Raw genomic sequence first — 19,534 nt, 5'->3', positions numbered from 1 at the left:
TTAAGATAAATAAAACATTATACCTTTAATAATATCTAAAAACTGTCGTTTAAATTTGCTTTCCTCAAGCTTGTAAACTCCGAATATTCCATGCCATGAGCACCCATACTTGAATTTAAGAACAGTTTTTCTATAGTTACATCGTTGCAATTCTTCTTCGCTGCTCAACAAGCTGTAATTTTTACGTGCCAAATTGAAGCCTATATCAACATAATTTCTAGTTTCACAATAAAACAAGATTAAGCTTGCTTTATTAAGTTAATCTCTTTAAATTTGTTCAAGGATTTAATTAAAACAGTTATACTATGAGCAAATTTGAACTCCCTGCCCTTCTCTATACCTACGAAGCACTAGAGCCACACTTTGACACCCTGACCATGACCATCCACCATAGCCGCCATCATCAAGCATATGTGGATAATTTAAACAAGGCACTTGAACAAGACGACATCAAAAATCTGGAACTTCCTGATTTAATAAAACATATCAGTAAATACAGTCCAGCGGTGCGTAATAATGGAGGCGGTCATTATAATCACTCCCTTTTCTGGAGTATCCTTTCACCCACAGCAAGAACTACTCCCGAAGGAAAATTGGTCGAGGCCATCAACCGGAGCTTTGGTAGTCTTGATCAACTTAAAGAAGAAATTAAAAAACTAGGGTTAGGACAGTTTGGTTCAGGCTGGGCTTGGCTATTTGTTTCCTACAGTGGTGCGCTAGCGATAAGCAGTACGCCAAATCAAGACAATCCACTGATGGATATTAATGTAACAAATCGAGGATTGCCTATACTAGGGGTGGACATTTGGGAACATGCCTATTACCTCAAATATCAAAACAAAAGAGCCGATTATCTAGATGCTTTCTGGTCAGTATTAGACTGGGCTGCTGTTGAAAAAAAATACGAAGAGGCTCTTTTAACAATTTAAATTAGTGCAACCATCTATAAATAAACGCAAAATGGCAGAGGAACAATTTATAAATAAAGTAACTGCATCTGGCATAATCGCTTTCGATCTGCTGGACTTTATGCCAGCAGATGAAATAGCAGAATTTGATATTAAAAACCTACTTTTTATGGGCATGATTGTAAAAGAGAAAGAATTCAAAATAGCTATTTCAGAAATTGATTTTTCCGTATTTGTGGCAAAAACAGTTGCAGTGTACTGTTCAGCTGATGCTATTATTCCACCCTGGGTGTATATGATTATAGCCGATAAACTACAACCTCATGCCGCTCATTTTGATTTCATAGATGTTGATTCTATGAAATTAGAACTGTGGAAATCAAATATTGAAAATGCATCTATCTCATCATTTAAAAATCAAAAAGTAGTCCTCCGCGCACGGCCTGATTTACATCCCGCACTCTATATGTTAGCAACTCAACGTTTAAAACCTATTGTAAGAACACTTATGTATGGTGAAATCGGTCTGCCTAAAGTCATTTTTAAATAATAAAATAAACGCTATGAAAGCAATAATATTTAACGGAGCATTAGAACGAAGATCATTTTCTACCTCAAACCTATTATCCAGATACATAAAATCAGGATTAGAAAATTTCGGCATTGAAAGTCACATATTTGACCTTGCAGATAGTGGTATTCCGCTATTCGACTGTACATTGACCAGAATACCTAATGGTGTACAGGTTATGAACAACCTGTTTCGGGAGGCCGATATACACTTCTGGTTAGCTCCTTTATACCATGGAAGCATCCCTGGGGTCATGAAAAACTGTTTAGACTGGCTAGAGGTAAGTGCTAAGAAAAATAATCCATACCTAACGGATAAAACAGTGGGGCTAGTATGTTGGGCAGATGGGGTACAAGCGATGCAAGGAATCAATACCATGGATGCGATCGCCAAATCACTCCGGGCATGGCCACTTCCTTACAGTGTGCCAATTTCAAAAAAAGAATTATTTGATCCGAACATAAGTGGAGAAATTTCGCAGACATACAAAGACAGACTAAATCTGTTGATCAATTTAGCTACAACAAAAACCATTACAGCTATACCAGCAATAAATCAATAAGAATGATCAAAATAGTTTTTTTAATAATTGAAATAGCTACAACAGATCTATTTATGTTATTTAAGACCGATTTACATGTCTATTACACTGTATAATGATCATAGCTAACGATACACAGTACAGCCGCTGTTATGTGATCAAAATTTCACCTTTCAAAAAATAATTATCAAAATCTAAGATATAAGCTTTAGATTTTGATAATTAACAAACCATACCTTGATTCATCTCGTTGATATCGATTACATCATAAAAAGGTTTATATCGCGAGGTTTTCTATTGGAGCGTGAATAGTGATTAACCAAAAATAGTACTGAACATTTCATCAAAAGAATTAAATATTGGTCTAACCAACTCTTTTCATTATACAGTGCCGACTTTCTAGGCTATTGAAATCATTTTAATCCCAATACTATTCTCGTATTATAAATACCCCCAATTTCGGCTATAGTTTCAAAAAGGCAAAGCTTCTAAATTTGGGGAAAATAAAATAATTAGTTATGAGAGAGAATAAAAACATTTCGGCAGACACCAATAATGGAAAGACAGTTGCAATAATAGCCTATTTAACCATCATCGGCCTTGTCGCCGCACTTGTTATGAATAGTAAAAATGCGACCAATTTAGGAAGATTTCATATTCGCCAAAGTATCGGAATAACCGTTACTGCACTAGTTGCCGGCATTTTAAGATTTATTCCCATGGTTGGTAATATTTTAGTATCGGTCATCGGAATTGCTATTCTTGTGATGCTTGTTTTAGGTATCCTAAGTGCTGCTAAAGGAGAAGAAAAAGAGTTGCCATTTATTGGACATCTTTACCAAAAATGGTTCTCAGTGATTTAACATCATAAAAAAGGAAGTGTTCTAGTTGAATACTTCCTTTTTTATACACTCCTTCACAATCACCCTCTTTTACATAGAAGCCCATCTTATAACGAATTTAAATTCATCTTTAACGAATTTAAAATGCTGTTCAAAATTTATTCAATAAAATTGTATTTTTATAAAAATAGAGAACTAACCATACAATAATAAAACGCTATATGGCATCAAAAATAAAAATACCAGCTCTGCTGTTAGCATCCCTTGGTCTTATATCCCTATCCTCTTGCAATGGTTCATCCATCGATACCATTAAAGCAATGGAATCCAATTATGACAATGAGGATAAATCTATAACATTAATTGGTGAATTTGATGCTCCCCTATTTACTTTTTCATCAGGTAAATCAACGTTCATACCGATGAATTTCGTTGTAAAATCCAGTGCATTCAGCTCGGAAAAATTTACTGCAACCAGTGTTATTCTTCCTATTGGAACGAATAAGAATAACGTGTTATTTGAGATTCCAATGGACCAAAAAAAATACTCACTTAAAGATTTTTACGTTGTTGATAATACTGGAGAAAAGATTAATCTCGAAAAACATACGACATATAAGATGACAGGTACAGTACATTACACTGAGTTAGAAAAACCTGAAAGCGAACGAGACAATACTAATTTCAATTATAAAATAACCAATGTTATAATTGAAAAAGATTAAATAACATTCATTTTAAAACATCATCAACATTTAAATCAATACTAGAATTATAATGGAAATTAAACTTGGAAATAATCTCTCATTTGGCTGGATTATCATTGCCTTTGCTATTATTATGGCCTGTGGTATTTACATTGCTTATCGAAAACAACAAGTGATCAAAATAAAATATGTAATTGCTGTCATCATCATGTTGGTCGTAGGAATTAATTGGCTTCTGGAAAATTAACATATACTTCCCAGTACTAAGCCTCTTCTTAAAAGATAGTAGCAATTCTAGATTTACAGCCGATCGCATCAATGCTACTTTCTCAATAGAAATCTTTTACGGGTAAAAAGACGCAAAGAACCTATTCATGTCTATTTATAAACTTATGAAGTTACAATATGATATTAAATCACTTAAAAAAAACGATCGTTATATGGTAATATTTTTTTTCATCATAATATCAGTCTGCGCGTCATTACCCAACTTAAAAATATGCTTATCAAACTCGATAAAATTATTTTTTTTGTAAAAATTAATCGCTCGCAGATTTTGTTCCCAAACACCTAACCATACATATTTAACCTGTTTATCATGTGCAATCTGAATTGCTTTTTCATATAGTATTTGGCCAATTTTTTTTCCTTGATATTTCTGTAATACATAAATTCGTTCGATTTCCAAACTCGCTTCATTTTTCAATTCGGTTTGTGACCTTCCATAATTTAGTTTTAAATAACCAATTACGTATTCATCATGTACCGCAAAATAGAATTCAGAGTCCCTATTCCCTAATTCTTCCCTGAGCTTTTTAACAGAAAAACCATCTTCTAAGTACTGTTGCATATTTTCCTCCGAGTTGCTGTTGGAGAATGTTTCAAAGAATGTTTCTCTGCCGATTTTCTGCAGTACTGTAATGTCATCAAGAGTGACTCTTTTTATTGCTATATTTTGCATAGTGTTATCTTATCTGGTAAAAATTCCAATTCATAATTTAAACATTTCATATTTTTTTCAGCTTCTACAATCACAAAAATTCTACCTTACGTAAGTGCTAATACAGGTATTAAATATCTCAATTATCAATGACATATCCGATTTTTGATTAAATTGCATGATGGATATTCAGCAGATTAAATACTTTCTTACATTAGCCGATGAACTACATTTCTGGAATACTTCTGAAAAAGTAGGTATTACTCAATCAGCACTTAGCAGGCAGATTATGGCCTTGGAAAGCGAATTGAATCTCAAACTTTTTTATAGAGACAAGAGAAATGTAAAATTAACGGACACAGGTATGTTTCTAAAGGATAAGTGGCAAGCAGAACTCATTAATCTTGATATCATACAGCAGCAAGCTCTTCAAATCCATTTAGGGGAGTGTGGCACACTCAAGTTGGCATATCCAGATTCCTTGTCTTCAGCGGTCCTGCCCGACATGATATCAAAAATTTCGTCCGTTTTTCCGAAATTAAAAGTAGAGCTGCTACAGCTTGCTTATGAAGAGGAAGAAGAATCACTAAAAAATTACAAAATTGATATGTTATTCAGCAGAGATATCAACCACTCCCCATTTATTAATTCGAAAAAACTGAGTACTGAAAATCTTTGTCTTGTTGTCCCTGAAGATCATGATTTTAAAACTAGCGACGATATTTCTAACGCTAATCTCAGTGCTCAAAAGTTTATACTCACATATGGAGGATTAAATAGCAGTTATGCTACTCTAATTAAAAAGGTTTTTGCCCATTATGACATAGATCCAGAATCCTACATTTCTTGTCAATTTGGATCAACTATTATACCTCTGATTAGAAAAAGGCTAGGTGTTTCTATTTTACCCCAATCATATGATCTCAACAATGCAACAGGTGTTCGTTTCATTTCACTACCTTTTTATACAGATCTTTACATCAACTGGCGTAAAGATGATCCCAATATCATTATTAAAAACGTCCTTAACCTAATCTAATTATTTGAATTCCTTACCATTTCAATATGTACGATACCATCCTCAATGTATACATCACCAATTTCCACAAATCCGAATTCGTTATAGAATTTCTTCAGGTAAAGCTGTGCACCAATTCGTATAGGCTTAATACCAAACAGCTTTTCACAAACCGCTATTGATTGTTCCATTATTTCTTTTCCTAATCCAAGCCCCCTATAAAGCGGAGATGTAATTACTCTTCCTATAGATACTTCCTCAAAACTCAATCCTTCCGGAAGAACTCTAGTATATGCAGCTAACTTGTCATCTATATAGCACATAACATGTAAACTCTCCTGATCTTTGTTATCCATATCCTGAAAAACACAATGCTGTTCTACCACAAACACCTCGCTTCTAAGCTTTAATATTTGGTAGAGCTCCTCATTAGATAGTTCTTTAAATGATTTTATTGCATATATTTTTTCCATAATCAATTTTTCATCTTATTTTTAAGCTATTTTGTAATTGGTATTATTTTATCCCATTAACATGCTGTAAAATTACCCAAATAAAAAGTTTTGAAAAATGCTATTTTGTGATTATCTAATTCAATTTTTGCATCAACAAAATGACTCTATTTTATTTCTCACCCCTCATATTTCCAACCCTATGCACATAAAAAATGGAGACAACCTAAGAAAAAAAGCGAAGCATTCCTAAGTAGCTCCCAAAATATATAAAATAATATACCCCGAAATCACTAGAAAATAAGGGTAATAAAAAAAGATTAAATAAATAAAATCTGCTCGTCAAAAAATCGTCCTGTTCATCATATGGAGCTTTGATAAATACGATGATCTCAGCGCTGTCAATTCCAAAGATTCGTTAGTTAAAGTTTGGTTATCCATTACCAATCAAAATTGCTTTCCAACATTCCCGAAAGTATATATTTCAATCTCACATGATATCTGACTATTGAAAGTTTGCTGTCCAAAAAATCAAAAATACCTCTGGCATTTTTCATATCAGGATTTTAATAAACAATCAATACGGCTTCCTAAACCTCATACAATAACAAAAAAGTATCAATTAATTAATAATTGATACCTAAAAAGTATAACTCATTTCTTTCATTTATCTCCCTGTCGCTGGATCAAAAGAGTAATTTCAATACGACACATGATCGCCTTGCTGAATAGTAAAATATCGTTGCATAGAAACTCCTGTTAATGACAAAAAAGTTGTTGTTGATGGTAAATCTAAAATGTCCCTAGCTGAGTAACTTGACCGACTCTAAAAGCCTAAAAAAGTAAATGCTCCCTCTTACATTGAGAAAAACATAGAACTGGTCAAGCCCTCAAGAGTTAATAACAAACGATTCATATTATTTTTATGAAAAAATGGCCTAGTTTTCACTAAGCCATTTCTTTTATTACAAAACCACAAATAATCATCAACCTACCTTAACATGTTGGGCTGGTCTATAAGATGTGCTGTCTTTTGGAAGGATTACAGTTAAAACTCCCTCTTCATAACTTGCTGTTAAATTGACATTAGAGACCTGCTCGTTCAACTGAAACGATCTGCTGAAAGATTGTGGAATAAATTCACGGTACATATACTGCTCTTCGCTCTGTTCCTGTACAGGGGCTTCATACGATATTGTCAATATTTTATCTTTTATTTCAATTTTAAACTGCTCTTTCTTGAGACCAGCAGCATAGAGTTGAAGTGTAAAAAATGCACTATTCTCTTCGATATTGACAAGTGGACGTATATCACGAGAAAACTCATTTCTAAACTTTCCAAATTGCTGTTCGAATTGATTTTTTAACTTGCCGTATTTAGCAAAACAGTCTGCGGTGTTATTATTTCTATTAAACATTGTCTTTGTATTAAAATTAATTGATCGGGATAATGGCGAAATTAGTGTGTTGAACTTTGTGAGAAACTGGACGCAATGGCGAACTGTTATCTGTTCTAAAATCAGGCGTAACAGGGGTCCAATATTCCCGCAACATTTTTTTAGATTTCTTATTACGCATCCTGCTAGCTATAAATATCCCTACCGCACTCAGAATCGTAGCTGCTACTAATAATTTAAAAAGCAGTCCGATGACGAAGGACAATAAACCTACAACGATTGTTACTCCTAAGAGCTTTGGTATGATAAATCGAATTTTATTTTTCATGTCTTGTTTTTTTTATAATTATTTTAAAGGCCTTTTGATAGAAGACGCACTTGAATCCATAATACTTTAAAAAAAATATCTTTTTTCAAAGTATTATGGGCCTGAAAGAAATTGTAGCGTATAAAAAAAGAGCAACAAAATGAATTTCGTTGCTCTTTTTTACTTTAATCTATATTCCTTTTACTGCTTTTTAATTTCATCATCATTTCTATTCCGATCGTGGCAAGCTGCTGAAAATCTACGTTTCCATTCTGCTTTGAATCTGGATCTATCCTCATCACTGAACTGTTGTGAAGGGTTGTTAAAATCATGTCCATGACACATGCCACCTCTACGACCTTTAAATCTAAAACCACCAAAAAGAATCTTCGATAAGAGTAGAAGACCAAAAGCCTGCCAAAAAGAGATTATCTTTAAACCAAATATTTCGGGCATAAGTACATTCCAGAGTAACTGTACTCCCCATACAAATAATAAGGCAAGTGTGATTCCGCAAGGGATCATAAAAAAAAGTTTTTTCTTTTTATTGCCACTAAATCTATTGTTCATAAGTTATCTTTTAATATTAAATTTCATTATAAAGCACGCGAAGCCTTTCTCTAAGATGCTTCACAGCATATCCTTTACGACTGATGATAGTCTTTATGCTTTCTCCTTCTTGATCTGCTATTTCCTGTAGCGTCATATCCTCAATCTCATGCCATAAAAAAGTATTTCGCTGTTTTTCGGGCAATTCATCCAAAGCTTTCATAAGCTGATCCCAAAAAAGATCTTTGAACATTTTCAGCTCGGCATCATTTGTATCATCAGCCAGTAATATTTCTTTAATCTGTATCTTTCCCTCATCATCTTCATAGGTATGATCTTCCAAAGATTCTGGTTTCTTTTTACGATATAGATCTGTTATCTTATTTTTAGCCACCGCATAAAGCCATCCGCTCATATTCTCCAACTGGTCGATATTAGAAAGCCGGCTTGTCTGATACCATACTTCTTGCAAAATATCTTCAGCATCCTCTATCTTTTTAACCTTTCCATTGATGAAACGAAGCAATTGTGAGCCATAGTTTTTGACGACCTCGGATATTGAAGATGTTTTTTTATAAGACATGTTTAAGGTATGAGTAGCATCCATGCATTTATAGACGATCGTCACGGGTTATTACTTTAAATAATTCAAATTAATTTGTACTAGTCACTTAAGCATACTTATAAACGATGATGATAAAGGTATTGTTTTAAATATAATATAGTTAAAACATTTTTGCCATCACAATTGCTGCACCATGCTTTAACTCGAAGAAATTTAGATTACAAAGGGACGATTTTTTAGATGTATTAGAATATAAAATCAGGGTAATGAAATATTCTATAATATAACAGCAATATAACTCTAAAAATTAGTTTTTGTCCAAACGAAAGTAGCTCTGTTTATTCAGTCAATCTGCTTTACTAATAAACCTCTCTTGTCGAGAAATAATTTCTCAGACAAGAGAGGTTTAGGATACAATGCAATAAATTTTCCAGAATTCTGTATGCATTGCATCAAAATGATTAGAGCATGAATTTAGTCCTTAAGACTAGTAAGATCCTGAGCAGGTATAGGTAATTGTAGATTAGCTATTTCTGTATAAACCGATTCATTAACTTTTAATCCCCATTTTCTAAAAAAGTCCGATAAATCCTTTTGTGTGATTTTACAAGTTGTAAGCATAAAATAACGCATTTTATCTTCATCGCTTGAAACGTTAGGCCTTTCCTCTCTATTTATTCTACTTAATTGAATATATAGATTATCTCCGAATGCCAATTGTAACTGATAGAACATAATAAGTTTGAGATCATTGTCTCCAGAATTATAATTTCGTTCAGATAAAGGTTTGAGAAAATAGTTACTTAGCTTCGGCCATAAGTTATTAGCTGTAATTCGACTTATTGGAAGGCCAAACCCTCTTTCAGAAGCCAAGGAGTAAACATTGACCGTTGTTTCCGTTAATCCACCCCAGGTCCATCCCTTTTGTTGATAAGTATGCCCAACTTCATGCCAAATACCCCAGCCATTCGTATTGGAAAGATATTTTGGTTGTAACATACGATAAGATAGTCCTTCTGTATAATAAATAGAAATACCAGCGGCCATATAGCCGCCCGACGCCGAATCTCTTACAGTAATCAGGTGTTTATTATCTGGTATTGCATGAAGTCCGCTTGTACCACTTAAACCACTGATGTAGTTGGAAAAATTAATAATAGAATCTAAGCGATTGACAATAAGCTGCTGATCTTCATTTTTAAATAATAAAGCCTCGTCCATATTTGCGACTAAAACTGTTCGGTCTGATGAAAACACAACATCTGGCACATTATTCTTTAAAGAATCGAGCGTTCTTATCCACTGTTGATGTGTAGTCTTACCCTTCTGAAAGAAAGGAACAGGAATAAATCCTTGATCAAAGGAAATCTCGATTTCCCCAGTTGTTGTATAATTATTAGCTGTATAGATTAAATAAACCAAACCACCATACTCATCAACCGTAAATGTCTGCTGACCGGAAGTGAGATTGAAATACTGCCTTACAGGTCTTATGTTATCTCTAAAAGGAGTACCTATGGCAAGTCGAGCCGCTGTATTACCATTAATTACATGAACATTTACAGTGATCGTACTGTTTGGAGCTGCATAATAACCTGTGACCTGCATATCGTTGTGATTGGCACGGAACTGTAATCGATCTGCTACCGTCGCCGCTGATGGAGTAACTTTAAAAAGCTGGACCGAATCTGCAATAGCTAAACCTTGTGGTTCTGGATCAGAAATGACAGGTTCCCATCCCTCAGATACTTTGCATGAGGATAGATAACTAAACAAGGATAATACAAACGCATAAAAACATAATTTTCTCATCGATAATTTAATTTAAGTTTATAATATTTCACAACTATAATAGGTTTTGGTTACCTTCTAGTTTACTATAAAAGTGATTCTTTATTTAAATTTGACAAAATAAAAGCACGAAACAAACGATTGCATAAATCACGAAAACGTTGTTTTGAAGAATCAATAATATTCTAAATCATTCATAAAGAATTACTAAAATGAATACCTTATAAAACTTTAAATCGGAGAAATTATTAATGAATAACGATTTATAAATAGTAATCATAGAAAGATTATAATAGAATTTTTCCAGTATTAGACCTCAACATTTTAATTATTGAAATTGTAGCATTACTTCGTTTTTCTGCGTTTATTTAAGTATGAAAAAGATCGTGATATTATCCATGCTCGTAGGCTTACTTTCAGGTTGCACAATGAAAAAGACTGGTGGTATGAGTACAATAGTTCTAACAGGAGAAATAACTCCGCTAGGAATGACTACTTTTCAATATGGAACACATAAGATAAATTCGGAAAATAAAACCTATGCATTGCAAAGCTCTCGCGTCAAGTTAGATGACTTTGTTAATAAATCAGTCACTCTAAAAGGTAAAAAAGTTTTAGGTTATCCAATTGAGGGTGGTCCTGAATTAATAGAAGTATCGGAAATTTCATTCAAATAAACTACCAAAGCTCAAAAATATGCTTCGTCAATTCTCTTTAATAATTGGTGTAGGAATTATAATGTTTACAGGTTGCCGAAATCAAAAAACAGTAAGCTCTGCAAGTAAAACAAAACAAACTCTTACAGTAATTCCCAAACTGGCAACACATTTGAGAGCCTATTCTAACAATTTAACCACCGATTCTGTGATATTATCCTTCACTGTGGCAAACCACTCAGATACGATGCAGCATTTTTGTAAATGGGAAACACCTTTTGAACCCTTTTTAGGTAAATACATGGAAATTATAGATGTTCAAGGGAACGAAGCCGGATTTACAGGCCCTATGGCCAAACGGATGATGCCGCCTCCTGAGGAAAGTTATATTCAAGTACCTCCTCATGATAGCGTGAGTACTGTATTTAATCTAGCAAAAAACTATTCCATAAAACCGGGAAAATACACAGTCAAATACACTGGAGGAGGTATTAGTGGTCTCGAACCAGGTAATGAAATCAAGATCGTAGTACTTGGCAAGTAATTTAGTAGAACGTAATATCGAATTTAAAGTCCAAGTTTTACCAACACTTTCAGTTATTACAATAATCAATTAGATAATGAACATTTTTTCTTTATATATATAAAAACACCTGGTAAATTAAAAATCCATCACAAAGATATCTACGCAGATGAATTAATAAGTATAGATGTCTGAGTTAAACACAATAAAAATCTAGCTTTCAAAATGAAAAGTAACTATAATAATAACGATTAATGAGCCATTCTATTAAATCATGAAGTGATGCACTTAATTACGATTTTCGCAATGATGTACAACATCATACAAAAATACCTTTATAATAAAATATTGAAGCGATCTTTTAGTACTGTTTTAGCGGCATGATAACCACACATACCGTGTACTCCTCCCCCTGGAGGAGTAGAAGATGAACAAATATAAATCTGTTGATTGGATGTTCTATAGGGTCTTAACTGTACCGTTGGTCTGGTAAATAATTGCCGGATATCTATAATACCACCATTAATATCTCCTCCAATATAGTTTGGGTTGTAGGCTTCCAATTGTGCTGTATTCATTGTACTTTTTGCAGTGATTCGTTCTTTGAATCCCGGTGCAAAGCGTTCAATCTGATTTTCAACTGCAACCGAAACATCTCTGGTCGAACCATTAGGTACATGACAGTAAGCCCAAACAGCATTTTTACCGGCAGGTGCTCGGCTGTTATCGAATTTACTTTGCTGAGCGAGCATTACAAATGGTTTTTCGGGATATCCGCCTTTTGATGTCAGTGATTCAGCAGCAGCTATTTCTTCATAAGTATTACCTAAGTGAACAGTAGCAGCATCTCCACATCGCTCATCTAAAAACGGAATTTCTCCATCAATAATAAAATCCATTTTAAAAACCCCCATGCCGTAACGATAAGATTCTAGCTTTTTTTTGTAGGCAGCTGACAATCTATGTCCTGCTATTTTTAAGATCTGCTTCGGTGTTAGGTCAAACATAACGGTATTATACGGTGCCAGCTCATCAATATTTTTTACAAAATAATTAAGTTTTAATTCGCCTCCTAAGGAAGTGTACAAGGAAACTAATGCATCGGCAATAGCCTGTGATCCGCCCTTAGGAATAGGCCATCCATATTTATGTCCAACAGCACTTAATATCAACCCTATTGCTGAAGAAGCTATATTCGTAAATGGCTGAATGGCATGCGCAGACATACCTGCCCATAATCCTCTTGTATGAGTTTCCTTGAATTTATTGACCATTGTAGCCGCTGGTTTTAAAGCCTGCAGTCCAAATTTAGCCAATAGAAGGGGGCGTTTCGGAAATTCAAAAGGACCCATTGTTGCAGAAGCGATATAATCCCACTCGGAAACAATAGGGTCAATCAAATCGCGGTACACCTTTCTGTCCAAACCTAATCCCTCGGCAGTTTCTGAAATAGAGCGACTTAAAAATGCCGAAGAACCATCATCAAAGGGATGAGCAGCCTGGTAATTAGTAAAAATAAATTCCAGTCCGTGCGCACTCAAATCCAAAGCGGTAAAAAACGGAGAAGCCAAAGCCATTGGATGGATAGCAGAACAGATATCATGTCGATATCCCGGTTCAATCAAATCGGCCGTACGCATGCCTCCTCCAACAGTATCACGACCTTCAATGATGAGCGTAGACAATCCTGCTTTCTGTAATGTAATACCTGCGGCAATTCCATTAGGTCCTGAACCGACTATAATAACATCATATGCTTTAGACATAATCGAAGATAATGTTAAAATTTAGTAATCGCATTGGAAATATCCATAATATTTAGCTCAGGTCGTAAACGCAAAATTAAACTTGCCGCTATTCCTGAGCGATAGCCAGAAGCACAGTGTACAAGTACCGTTTTTCCATCAGGAATCTCTTGCAAACGCTCCGTTAACTCGGAAAGTGGAATATTAATCACCTTATCGAAATATTTATCCTTTGCTTCTTTTTCAGTTCTAACATCAATAATGGTATATCGGTCTTGATTAGCCCTAAGGAGGTCCGAATCAAAATCATCTATACTTAAATCTGCGCTGTTTTGATTATAGACAAATATACCCTTAACAAATACTTCATATCCGATCTTTGCGGTTTTCAGTAGCATAGGCTTGATTTTTGACACCTCTGAAACCACAACATAGAATCCCTGGCGAGGGGCAATTAAAGTGCCTAACCAAGTCTCGAATTTATCAGCATCTGGAATATTTAGTGCTCCCTTCCTGTGCGCTATTCTAAAAGCTGAAGAAGGACGAGTATCAATAAAAAGCGCACTTTCTTCCCAATAATTATTGTCAAGTATTGGAACAGCTGACAATGCTTTATGCAACTCATTCGCCCCTAATTTATTGAGTTCTACATTATAAGGGAAATATTGGGGAATATCAGGCTGATCGAGCAACAGTTGTCTTACAAATTCATCCTCATCGAGCCAAGTGAAAGCAGGGTTGGTTCGTTTCTCTTCCCTAATTGTACTTTCCTTCACATTGCGAATAGCATTACCACAGTGAGAGCCTGCCCCATGTGCAGGATAGACAAGGGTTTTATCGGGAAATAGTGCGAAGATATCATGCATCGTATGAAACTGCTGCTTTGCCAATTGCTCACGCTGAGTAGTAAATTCGCCTGAATATGTTCGTAAATCTGGCCTGCCTACGGAGCCAAACAATAAGGAGTCGCCCGTAAAAACAGCATGTGGCTCTTTGTCTTTTTCTAATACAACAGAAATACTATCTGGAGAATGTCCAGGTGTAGAGAGCGCTTTTAAACTAATAGATGGACTTAATCTAATAGTGTTCCCTGTATCGAAAGGCTCAAACTCAAAACTTGCTTTCTGTAATTTACTAATATAAATCTTCGCCTTGGTATAATTAGCGATCTCGAGATGGGAACTGACAAAATCAGCATGCGGGTGAGTTTCTATGACACCAATGATCGTTGCCCCATGCTCTTTGGCAAAAGTATAATAAGATCCTGCATCACGTGCAGGATCTATTAAAATAATTTTTTTATCTACTAAGACGGCGTAGGAGAAATGTGCTAAACCTGAATCAAAAAATTGATATATAATTTGTCTATCGTTTACTTTTTTTGTCTGTGCCCATATCCCTGTCCCAGCTAGTAGTAGGCTTTGCGTGAGAAAACTTCTTCTATTTATCATCTGCTTTAACTATTTTTCTTCCTGACTGTTCCCAGCCGATTATCCCATCCTGAAGATTGTATACTTTTTTAAAACCATGCTCAATAAGCCATGATGCAGCCTTACTACTTCGGTTGCCAGATCGACAATAAATGTAAACAGGTCTTGATTTATCTAAAACCCCAATTTGAGCAACAAATACTGTCGAATCTTTCCAATCGGCCAGGGACGCTGCTTCAAGATGCCCTAAGGCATATTCTTTTGGAGTCCGCACATCAACGAGCTGATGCCGCTTTCCAGAGATCCCTTTCTCAAATTTTGTCACGGTAAGATTTTCATACGATTGCGCATTGACACCAGAACATGCTATCAGTACCAAGACAAATAAAACGATTAATTTATTGTACATAAGTATATTTTTTATTTTCTGAAAACCAGCCTCTTCCAAGTAAAGGTTGCTCTGGAATTCTATCTAAAACGACTTTAATAGAATCAAAACTCACATCTTGACCGGATAGCACAATCTGTTCTGTGGAAGGTCTTTCATATTTCCATTTGAGAATACCAATACTATCACGGATTGCTGTTTGATAAAGTTTTTTGAGATTAACTTCATTTTCTTTTTTATTTTCCTTTTCGAAGTTTTCATTAAACTTCCTTCCTTTATTGACGACATAAATCGCATTCTCCAAAGAATCAATTTCATAATATAGATATACTCTACCTCCGGCACGGCCAGTAAACTCATAATCTTTAAAAAGATCTGTCTTATGGGGAGTTCCATTTCTTAGATCTATAGGTTGTTTTTTATTAACTTTATACACCAGTGTTGAGTACCGTTCAAATACGGCATCATGCCAACGCACTGAATCATAAGGTGAATAGGTTAAGGTATCACCATTTAAGATAAATTGGCTAACCCTATAATGGCCTACTGCCTTGGAAAGTCCTGGAATAACGGGTTCTTTTAATCGCCCCTGATAATAATGAAAATCATAGCGGTAAGCACCATACACAAAGACAAATACCAAAATAAAAAGTGCTTTAGCAAGATAATATCCACGCCTTTTAGTCCTACTGTCCAACTTTATACGATAATACTGTGGCGTAATTGCTTCTTTTTTGATAAACAACCGATATAAATCTGGAATATACAGGATCAATAAAAACAAGGATAACAATACAAAGTAAGAACTATAGACATGAACAGCCCCGTCATAGGCAAAATTAGCATGGGCAATATTATATAATACACCTGCATTGATAATAGCTCCAATGGCCGTCGTGGCTCTAAAAAACATCAATGTACCCGCTCCTATTTCTAAGAAACCTAAGAATATCTGATACCAAACAGAAACTCCTACGGACTGCCAATATAATTTAAAAGGTGCGTAATCGCCCAGATCGGTATGCAGGTTTGCAATTGAAGGAAAAGGCATCTGCATCGGATAAAATTTAATAAAACCGAATGCAATCAATCCTAGACCGATACGATAGCGAACCAGTACTCTAAGCCAATAATAAAGTTGATTGTATGACAAGCGTTGGCGCCTACTAGCTAACCAAGTCCAGATTGCGGTTCCAATAGCAGAAATAATTACCGCAATAGCCCAGGTGGCATAAGAATCTATTCCCCACTTACCACTTTCTGACGAAATCTCTATAAATTCCGGTCTGAAACCGGAGACATTCGCCAATAGTCCATAAAATGAAAAATCTTCAAATAACTTTTTATACCAGGAAAATTGAATGGGAACTACCAGTAGTATAAAAAAAATAAAAGCAAATCTAAAACTTATTTTCTCCCAAGTTGACCAAGCACGATATATAGAACTTCTCTCCGGATACATATTTTTTATAGCTGACATTGTGAAATAATTTAATAAATGGAAATTGGCTTTCTACGGCCTTTGTCTAAGAGGTATTCTTTATTAACCTTGCGCAATTTAACCTGTAGGGACTCTCCTTGTTCATTCTTCCCTGACAGCAATAACACATTTTCACCACTCTTTTGCAATTCAAATTGAAATGATTGTATTGCATTTCTCTTATTTATTGCACGGACCTGATACCGTCCATCTGGAGTCTGAGCAAAGGTATAACGGTAAAATTCCCGACCACCATTTCCGATATTTTCAAAATTGCGAAGTGAATCAGCTTGCCAAATAATACGAGGTTTATGAAGATCTGCTTTGATATCTGATTTTCGTTTTATACTAAAAGTATTCCAAGATTCAAACACCACATTTTGCCACCGACTACTGTCGGTCAGGGAGTAGGCTAATGTATCTGAATTAAGAACAAACTTATCCACGTTGTATAAACCTCGGATATGCGCTATTCCAGATTCCTTTGGGTATGGGTAATTACTACTTTTCCAGGAGCTGTAGGTCAAAAATCCAAAAAGTATAAAAAATAGTAAAAACCCACCTTTGAATAGTACCCTTAGTTTTTTGAGAGGCTGTGAAACTAGCGGATTAACAATCTCTGGCTGTGTTTTCACCTGCCGAAATACTGCATTAAAAAAACGTGGTAAATCATAGGAAAATAAGGTAATGGCAATTAATAATAGGAATAGACTATACACCTGTTCTCCCAATTCATACACAAAATTGACAATGACAATATTGGCTAAAAGAGCAATTAACACACCTGCCCCTACTGCTACTGTTTTTCGGAATACCAAGAGTACACCCGCAGTTATCTCTAAAACTCCTATGCCCGGAACATACCCAGCTTTAGTGATTGCAGTACTTAAGTAATAAATCTTCCATAATAAAAAATCGCCGTATTCGGTATTATAATCACTAAGCGTTGGAGCTGGAAACTGAACCGGTACCAGCTTAACTATTCCTGAAGCAATAATGGCAAAAGCCAAACGATAACGTAAAAGTACCCTAAGCCAATAGTAGAGCTCATGTTCTTGACTCTTCCGCTTTTTAGTCCATATAACAGCACCAAAAAAAGCAATAATTAAAGCTATGAGCCAATTGTACAATCCCTCAAAATGATTCCCCACATAATCGCTTTCAGCTATAAACGATGTTCTGAAAGTCGCTAGCTGATATGCAGATTCAAAGCTGAAGTGCCGAAGAGCGTGATACAAATGAACATCATATGGGAGTGTCAAAATAATAAAAAAGATAAATAAAAGCCGGATGGAGAAACTCTCAGCTGAACTCCATTTTTTAGTTGAAATAGCTATTTCCATAAAAATATTTATTTATATTGAGGATTTTGTTCTAGATTTTTATCGATCAGAATCTGCGCATACGGAATTGGTAAAAGAAGTCGAAAATCTTCATCTATTCCAAGAACTGTTTTTGCACGTCTTGTGCGCACTAGGTCATACCAGCGATGATTTTCAAATGCAAACTCAATCCGGTTCTCCTGTTCTATGGCTAATAATAATGTTGCTTTATCAGCTATATTAAGTTCCTGAATATCGGCACGTTTTCTGATTACATTTAAGTCTGCAAGAGATTTGGCAATATCATTATCCTGCGCATATGCCTCCGCACGGATCAAGTATAGTTCAGCTATTCGGATCAGATATGCTGGATCTGTTCCATTAGTTCTATAATAGAGATTGCCGAACCAATTGTCCACACCATTTAATACTACTTTAGAAATTAAAGATTGACGCGTTCCCGCGATCGATTTATTATTTAATAAATTAACAATTCCCATTGAAGGTCGGATCCAGCCAACACCTCCCTTTGTACTGGGTTGCCATTGATAAGCCTGGGTATTAACGACATTGGTTGTATAATATAATTCCAATATGGATTCATTTGTTCCTGAAGCATTGTCTGCAAAAAATGAAGAGTAAGGTGTTAAAAGATTATAATTACTTTTATCATCAATTAATTTGCTGGCATAAGTAATTGCTTCTTTCCATTCCTCCCGATATAGATGGTAGCGTGCGCGAAGTGCCCAAACTGTTCTACGGGTTGCACGGATACGATTGGTACTATTGGGTAAAAGTTCTTCTGCTTTTATCAAATCTGCCAGTACTTGCCGGTAGGTATCTGCTAAAGAAGATCTTTTTAAATTCTCTAGATTGCTGGAAGAAGATGTTGGGACTAAGACAAGCTGTACCCCACCCCAGGTTCTACCTAGATCAAAGTAAGACAATGCCCGAAGAAAATAGGCTTCTCCGACCAGTTGATTTCTTACCGCATCTGTAAAAGTTGGAGTAACCGATAGGGCCGGTACTTTAGCAATCACATTATTCGCACGGTTGATCGTATTGTATATCGCAGTCCATGCTGTGGCTAAAGCGGGTAAATCTGCTCTTACACTGTGATTGGTTAAAGATTGGTTCACAATCTGGCTTCCTGTATATTCAATATTATCGCCGGAGAAAAAACCGATAGTCTGAAATGTATACCCGTAATATCCGTCTGACTGCAACTGATTGTATATCCCTCTAACGGCAGTGTGTGCAGAATTTTCATCATTGATTGTCACCTGATCAGAGGTAGAAATCCGAGGATCTATTTCCAAAAATTTCTCGCATGAGGACAGTGTAAACGTCACGGCCAAAGTCCATATATAGCTATATTTAAGAATTTTCATCTGTTATTTTT

Annotated in this window: 22 protein-coding genes; 9 read left to right on the top strand and 13 right to left on the bottom strand. The window is 35.2% G+C overall.

Annotated features, from left to right (window positions below; all coding sequences use genetic code 11):
- Nucleotides 1-305: 305 nt before the first annotated feature.
- The 6 genes from M2265_RS23155 (at nucleotide 306) to M2265_RS23130 (ending at nucleotide 3,816) form a co-directional block, all read left to right on the top strand.
- The gene (locus M2265_RS23155; RefSeq protein WP_132770319.1) at nucleotides 306-929 is read left to right on the top strand and encodes a superoxide dismutase; all 624 of its coding nucleotides are present in this window, start codon (nucleotides 306-308) and stop codon (nucleotides 927-929) included.
- Nucleotides 930-960: 31 nt separating this feature from the next.
- Entirely contained in the window at nucleotides 961-1,458 is a 498-nt protein-coding gene (locus tag M2265_RS23150; RefSeq protein WP_132770321.1) for a DUF2480 family protein, read from the top strand.
- A gap of 13 nt (nucleotides 1,459-1,471) precedes the next feature.
- Nucleotides 1,472-2,041, top strand: a complete 570-nt coding sequence (locus tag M2265_RS23145) for an NADPH-dependent FMN reductase (protein ID WP_132770323.1) — start codon at nucleotides 1,472-1,474, stop codon at nucleotides 2,039-2,041.
- A 497-nt stretch (nucleotides 2,042-2,538) separates the two neighbouring features.
- A complete protein-coding gene (locus M2265_RS23140) occupies nucleotides 2,539-2,883 on the top strand; it encodes a DUF4870 domain-containing protein (RefSeq protein WP_132770325.1) in 345 nt (114 codons plus the stop codon).
- 200 nt (nucleotides 2,884-3,083) lie between these two features.
- Entirely contained in the window at nucleotides 3,084-3,587 is a 504-nt protein-coding gene (locus M2265_RS23135) for a hypothetical protein (protein ID WP_132770327.1), read from the top strand.
- A 52-nt stretch (nucleotides 3,588-3,639) separates the two neighbouring features.
- Entirely contained in the window at nucleotides 3,640-3,816 is a 177-nt protein-coding gene (locus M2265_RS23130; RefSeq protein ID WP_021189353.1) for a hypothetical protein, read from the top strand.
- A 189-nt stretch (nucleotides 3,817-4,005) separates the two neighbouring features.
- Here the strand turns inward: M2265_RS23130 and M2265_RS23125 are convergent, their stop codons facing one another.
- The gene (locus M2265_RS23125) at nucleotides 4,006-4,530 is read right to left on the bottom strand and encodes a GNAT family N-acetyltransferase (protein ID WP_132770329.1); all 525 of its coding nucleotides are present in this window, start codon (nucleotides 4,528-4,530) and stop codon (nucleotides 4,006-4,008) included.
- A gap of 157 nt (nucleotides 4,531-4,687) precedes the next feature.
- Between M2265_RS23125 and M2265_RS23120 the strand changes: the two genes are divergently transcribed.
- Entirely contained in the window at nucleotides 4,688-5,548 is an 861-nt protein-coding gene (locus M2265_RS23120) for a LysR family transcriptional regulator (protein WP_207902431.1), read from the top strand.
- Here the strand turns inward: M2265_RS23120 and M2265_RS23115 are convergent.
- The 6 genes from M2265_RS23115 to M2265_RS23090 form a co-directional block, all read right to left on the bottom strand.
- Nucleotides 5,545-6,000 carry a GNAT family N-acetyltransferase gene (locus M2265_RS23115; RefSeq protein WP_132770331.1) on the bottom strand — a complete coding sequence of 152 codons (456 nt, stop codon included), beginning with the start codon at nucleotides 5,998-6,000 and terminating at the stop codon, nucleotides 5,545-5,547. The genes M2265_RS23120 and M2265_RS23115 overlap by 4 nt on opposite strands.
- A 965-nt stretch (nucleotides 6,001-6,965) precedes the next feature.
- Nucleotides 6,966-7,397: an Hsp20/alpha crystallin family protein gene (locus M2265_RS23110; protein ID WP_132770333.1), complete on the bottom strand. Its 432-nt coding sequence runs from the start codon at nucleotides 7,395-7,397 to the stop codon at nucleotides 6,966-6,968.
- A gap of 16 nt (nucleotides 7,398-7,413) precedes the next feature.
- Nucleotides 7,414-7,704, bottom strand: coding sequence for a hypothetical protein (locus tag M2265_RS23105; RefSeq protein WP_132770335.1), 291 nt, complete (start codon nucleotides 7,702-7,704; stop codon nucleotides 7,414-7,416).
- 180 nt (nucleotides 7,705-7,884) lie between these two features.
- A complete protein-coding gene (locus M2265_RS23100) occupies nucleotides 7,885-8,253 on the bottom strand; it encodes a hypothetical protein (RefSeq protein WP_132770337.1) in 369 nt (122 codons plus the stop codon).
- 16 nt (nucleotides 8,254-8,269) lie between these two features.
- Nucleotides 8,270-8,815: an RNA polymerase sigma factor gene (locus tag M2265_RS23095; protein ID WP_237682795.1), complete on the bottom strand. Its 546-nt coding sequence runs from the start codon at nucleotides 8,813-8,815 to the stop codon at nucleotides 8,270-8,272.
- A 456-nt stretch (nucleotides 8,816-9,271) separates the two neighbouring features.
- A complete protein-coding gene (locus M2265_RS23090) occupies nucleotides 9,272-10,609 on the bottom strand; it encodes a M60 family metallopeptidase (protein ID WP_132770340.1) in 1,338 nt (445 codons plus the stop codon).
- 353 nt (nucleotides 10,610-10,962) lie between these two features.
- Here M2265_RS23090 and M2265_RS23085 point away from each other — a divergent pair, with 353 nt between their 5' ends.
- Nucleotides 10,963-11,265, top strand: a complete 303-nt coding sequence (locus tag M2265_RS23085) for a hypothetical protein (protein ID WP_132770342.1) — start codon at nucleotides 10,963-10,965, stop codon at nucleotides 11,263-11,265.
- A gap of 19 nt (nucleotides 11,266-11,284) precedes the next feature.
- Nucleotides 11,285-11,788: a hypothetical protein gene (locus tag M2265_RS23080; protein ID WP_132770344.1), complete on the top strand. Its 504-nt coding sequence runs from the start codon at nucleotides 11,285-11,287 to the stop codon at nucleotides 11,786-11,788.
- A gap of 314 nt (nucleotides 11,789-12,102) precedes the next feature.
- Here the strand turns inward: M2265_RS23080 and M2265_RS23075 are convergent, their stop codons facing one another.
- The 6 genes from M2265_RS23075 to M2265_RS23050 are packed head-to-tail and all read right to left on the bottom strand — an operon-like array spanning nucleotide 12,103 to nucleotide 19,523.
- Nucleotides 12,103-13,533 (bottom strand): phytoene desaturase family protein, encoded by a 1,431-nt coding sequence (locus tag M2265_RS23075; protein WP_132770345.1) that lies wholly within the window; start codon nucleotides 13,531-13,533, stop codon nucleotides 12,103-12,105.
- 14 nt (nucleotides 13,534-13,547) lie between these two features.
- A complete protein-coding gene (locus M2265_RS23070; RefSeq protein WP_132770347.1) occupies nucleotides 13,548-14,963 on the bottom strand; it encodes an MBL fold metallo-hydrolase in 1,416 nt (471 codons plus the stop codon).
- Nucleotides 14,953-15,351: a rhodanese-like domain-containing protein gene (locus M2265_RS23065; protein ID WP_132770348.1), complete on the bottom strand. Its 399-nt coding sequence runs from the start codon at nucleotides 15,349-15,351 to the stop codon at nucleotides 14,953-14,955. Before M2265_RS23065 ends, M2265_RS23070 begins: the two co-directional genes overlap by 11 nt.
- Nucleotides 15,341-16,810, bottom strand: coding sequence for a hypothetical protein (locus M2265_RS23060; protein WP_132770350.1), 1,470 nt, complete (start codon nucleotides 16,808-16,810; stop codon nucleotides 15,341-15,343). Before M2265_RS23060 ends, M2265_RS23065 begins: the two co-directional genes overlap by 11 nt.
- A gap of 11 nt (nucleotides 16,811-16,821) precedes the next feature.
- The gene (locus M2265_RS23055) at nucleotides 16,822-18,153 is read right to left on the bottom strand and encodes a beta-carotene 15,15'-monooxygenase (RefSeq protein ID WP_132770352.1); all 1,332 of its coding nucleotides are present in this window, start codon (nucleotides 18,151-18,153) and stop codon (nucleotides 16,822-16,824) included.
- A gap of 8 nt (nucleotides 18,154-18,161) precedes the next feature.
- Complete coding sequence (locus M2265_RS23050) at nucleotides 18,162-19,523, bottom strand: RagB/SusD family nutrient uptake outer membrane protein (protein WP_132770354.1); 1,362 nt, start codon at nucleotides 19,521-19,523, stop codon at nucleotides 18,162-18,164.
- Nucleotides 19,524-19,534: the final 11 nt, after the last annotated feature.

Origin of the sequence: Sphingobacterium kitahiroshimense (assembly GCF_025961315.1) — a bacterium.
In the GTDB taxonomy this organism is placed as follows: domain Bacteria; phylum Bacteroidota; class Bacteroidia; order Sphingobacteriales; family Sphingobacteriaceae; genus Sphingobacterium; species Sphingobacterium anhuiense.
This window is presented reverse-complemented; position numbering and strand designations above follow the sequence as displayed.

Bases quoted from the DNA above. Each gene is read 5' to 3' on its own strand.
- M2265_RS23155 (WP_132770319.1), top strand. From the start codon at position 306: ATGAGCAAATTTGAACTCCCTGCCCTTCTCTATACCTACGAAGCACTA.
- M2265_RS23150 (WP_132770321.1), top strand. From the start codon at position 961: ATGGCAGAGGAACAATTTATAAATAAAGTAACTGCATCTGGCATAATC.
- M2265_RS23145 (WP_132770323.1), top strand. From the start codon at position 1,472: ATGAAAGCAATAATATTTAACGGAGCATTAGAACGAAGATCATTTTCT.
- M2265_RS23140 (WP_132770325.1), top strand. From the start codon at position 2,539: ATGAGAGAGAATAAAAACATTTCGGCAGACACCAATAATGGAAAGACA.
- M2265_RS23135 (WP_132770327.1), top strand. From the start codon at position 3,084: ATGGCATCAAAAATAAAAATACCAGCTCTGCTGTTAGCATCCCTTGGT.
- M2265_RS23130 (WP_021189353.1), top strand. From the start codon at position 3,640: ATGGAAATTAAACTTGGAAATAATCTCTCATTTGGCTGGATTATCATT.
- M2265_RS23125 (WP_132770329.1), bottom strand. From the start codon at position 4,530: ATGCAAAATATAGCAATAAAAAGAGTCACTCTTGATGACATTACAGTA.
- M2265_RS23120 (WP_207902431.1), top strand. From the start codon at position 4,688: ATGATGGATATTCAGCAGATTAAATACTTTCTTACATTAGCCGATGAA.
- M2265_RS23115 (WP_132770331.1), bottom strand. From the start codon at position 6,000: ATGGAAAAAATATATGCAATAAAATCATTTAAAGAACTATCTAATGAG.
- M2265_RS23110 (WP_132770333.1), bottom strand. From the start codon at position 7,397: ATGTTTAATAGAAATAATAACACCGCAGACTGTTTTGCTAAATACGGC.
- M2265_RS23105 (WP_132770335.1), bottom strand. From the start codon at position 7,704: ATGAAAAATAAAATTCGATTTATCATACCAAAGCTCTTAGGAGTAACA.
- M2265_RS23100 (WP_132770337.1), bottom strand. From the start codon at position 8,253: ATGAACAATAGATTTAGTGGCAATAAAAAGAAAAAACTTTTTTTTATG.
- M2265_RS23095 (WP_237682795.1), bottom strand. From the start codon at position 8,815: ATGTCTTATAAAAAAACATCTTCAATATCCGAGGTCGTCAAAAACTAT.
- M2265_RS23090 (WP_132770340.1), bottom strand. From the start codon at position 10,609: ATGAGAAAATTATGTTTTTATGCGTTTGTATTATCCTTGTTTAGTTAT.
- M2265_RS23085 (WP_132770342.1), top strand. From the start codon at position 10,963: ATGAAAAAGATCGTGATATTATCCATGCTCGTAGGCTTACTTTCAGGT.
- M2265_RS23080 (WP_132770344.1), top strand. From the start codon at position 11,285: ATGCTTCGTCAATTCTCTTTAATAATTGGTGTAGGAATTATAATGTTT.
- M2265_RS23075 (WP_132770345.1), bottom strand. From the start codon at position 13,533: ATGTCTAAAGCATATGATGTTATTATAGTCGGTTCAGGACCTAATGGA.
- M2265_RS23070 (WP_132770347.1), bottom strand. From the start codon at position 14,963: ATGATAAATAGAAGAAGTTTTCTCACGCAAAGCCTACTACTAGCTGGG.
- M2265_RS23065 (WP_132770348.1), bottom strand. From the start codon at position 15,351: ATGTACAATAAATTAATCGTTTTATTTGTCTTGGTACTGATAGCATGT.
- M2265_RS23060 (WP_132770350.1), bottom strand. From the start codon at position 16,810: ATGTCAGCTATAAAAAATATGTATCCGGAGAGAAGTTCTATATATCGT.
- M2265_RS23055 (WP_132770352.1), bottom strand. From the start codon at position 18,153: ATGGAAATAGCTATTTCAACTAAAAAATGGAGTTCAGCTGAGAGTTTC.
- M2265_RS23050 (WP_132770354.1), bottom strand. From the start codon at position 19,523: ATGAAAATTCTTAAATATAGCTATATATGGACTTTGGCCGTGACGTTT.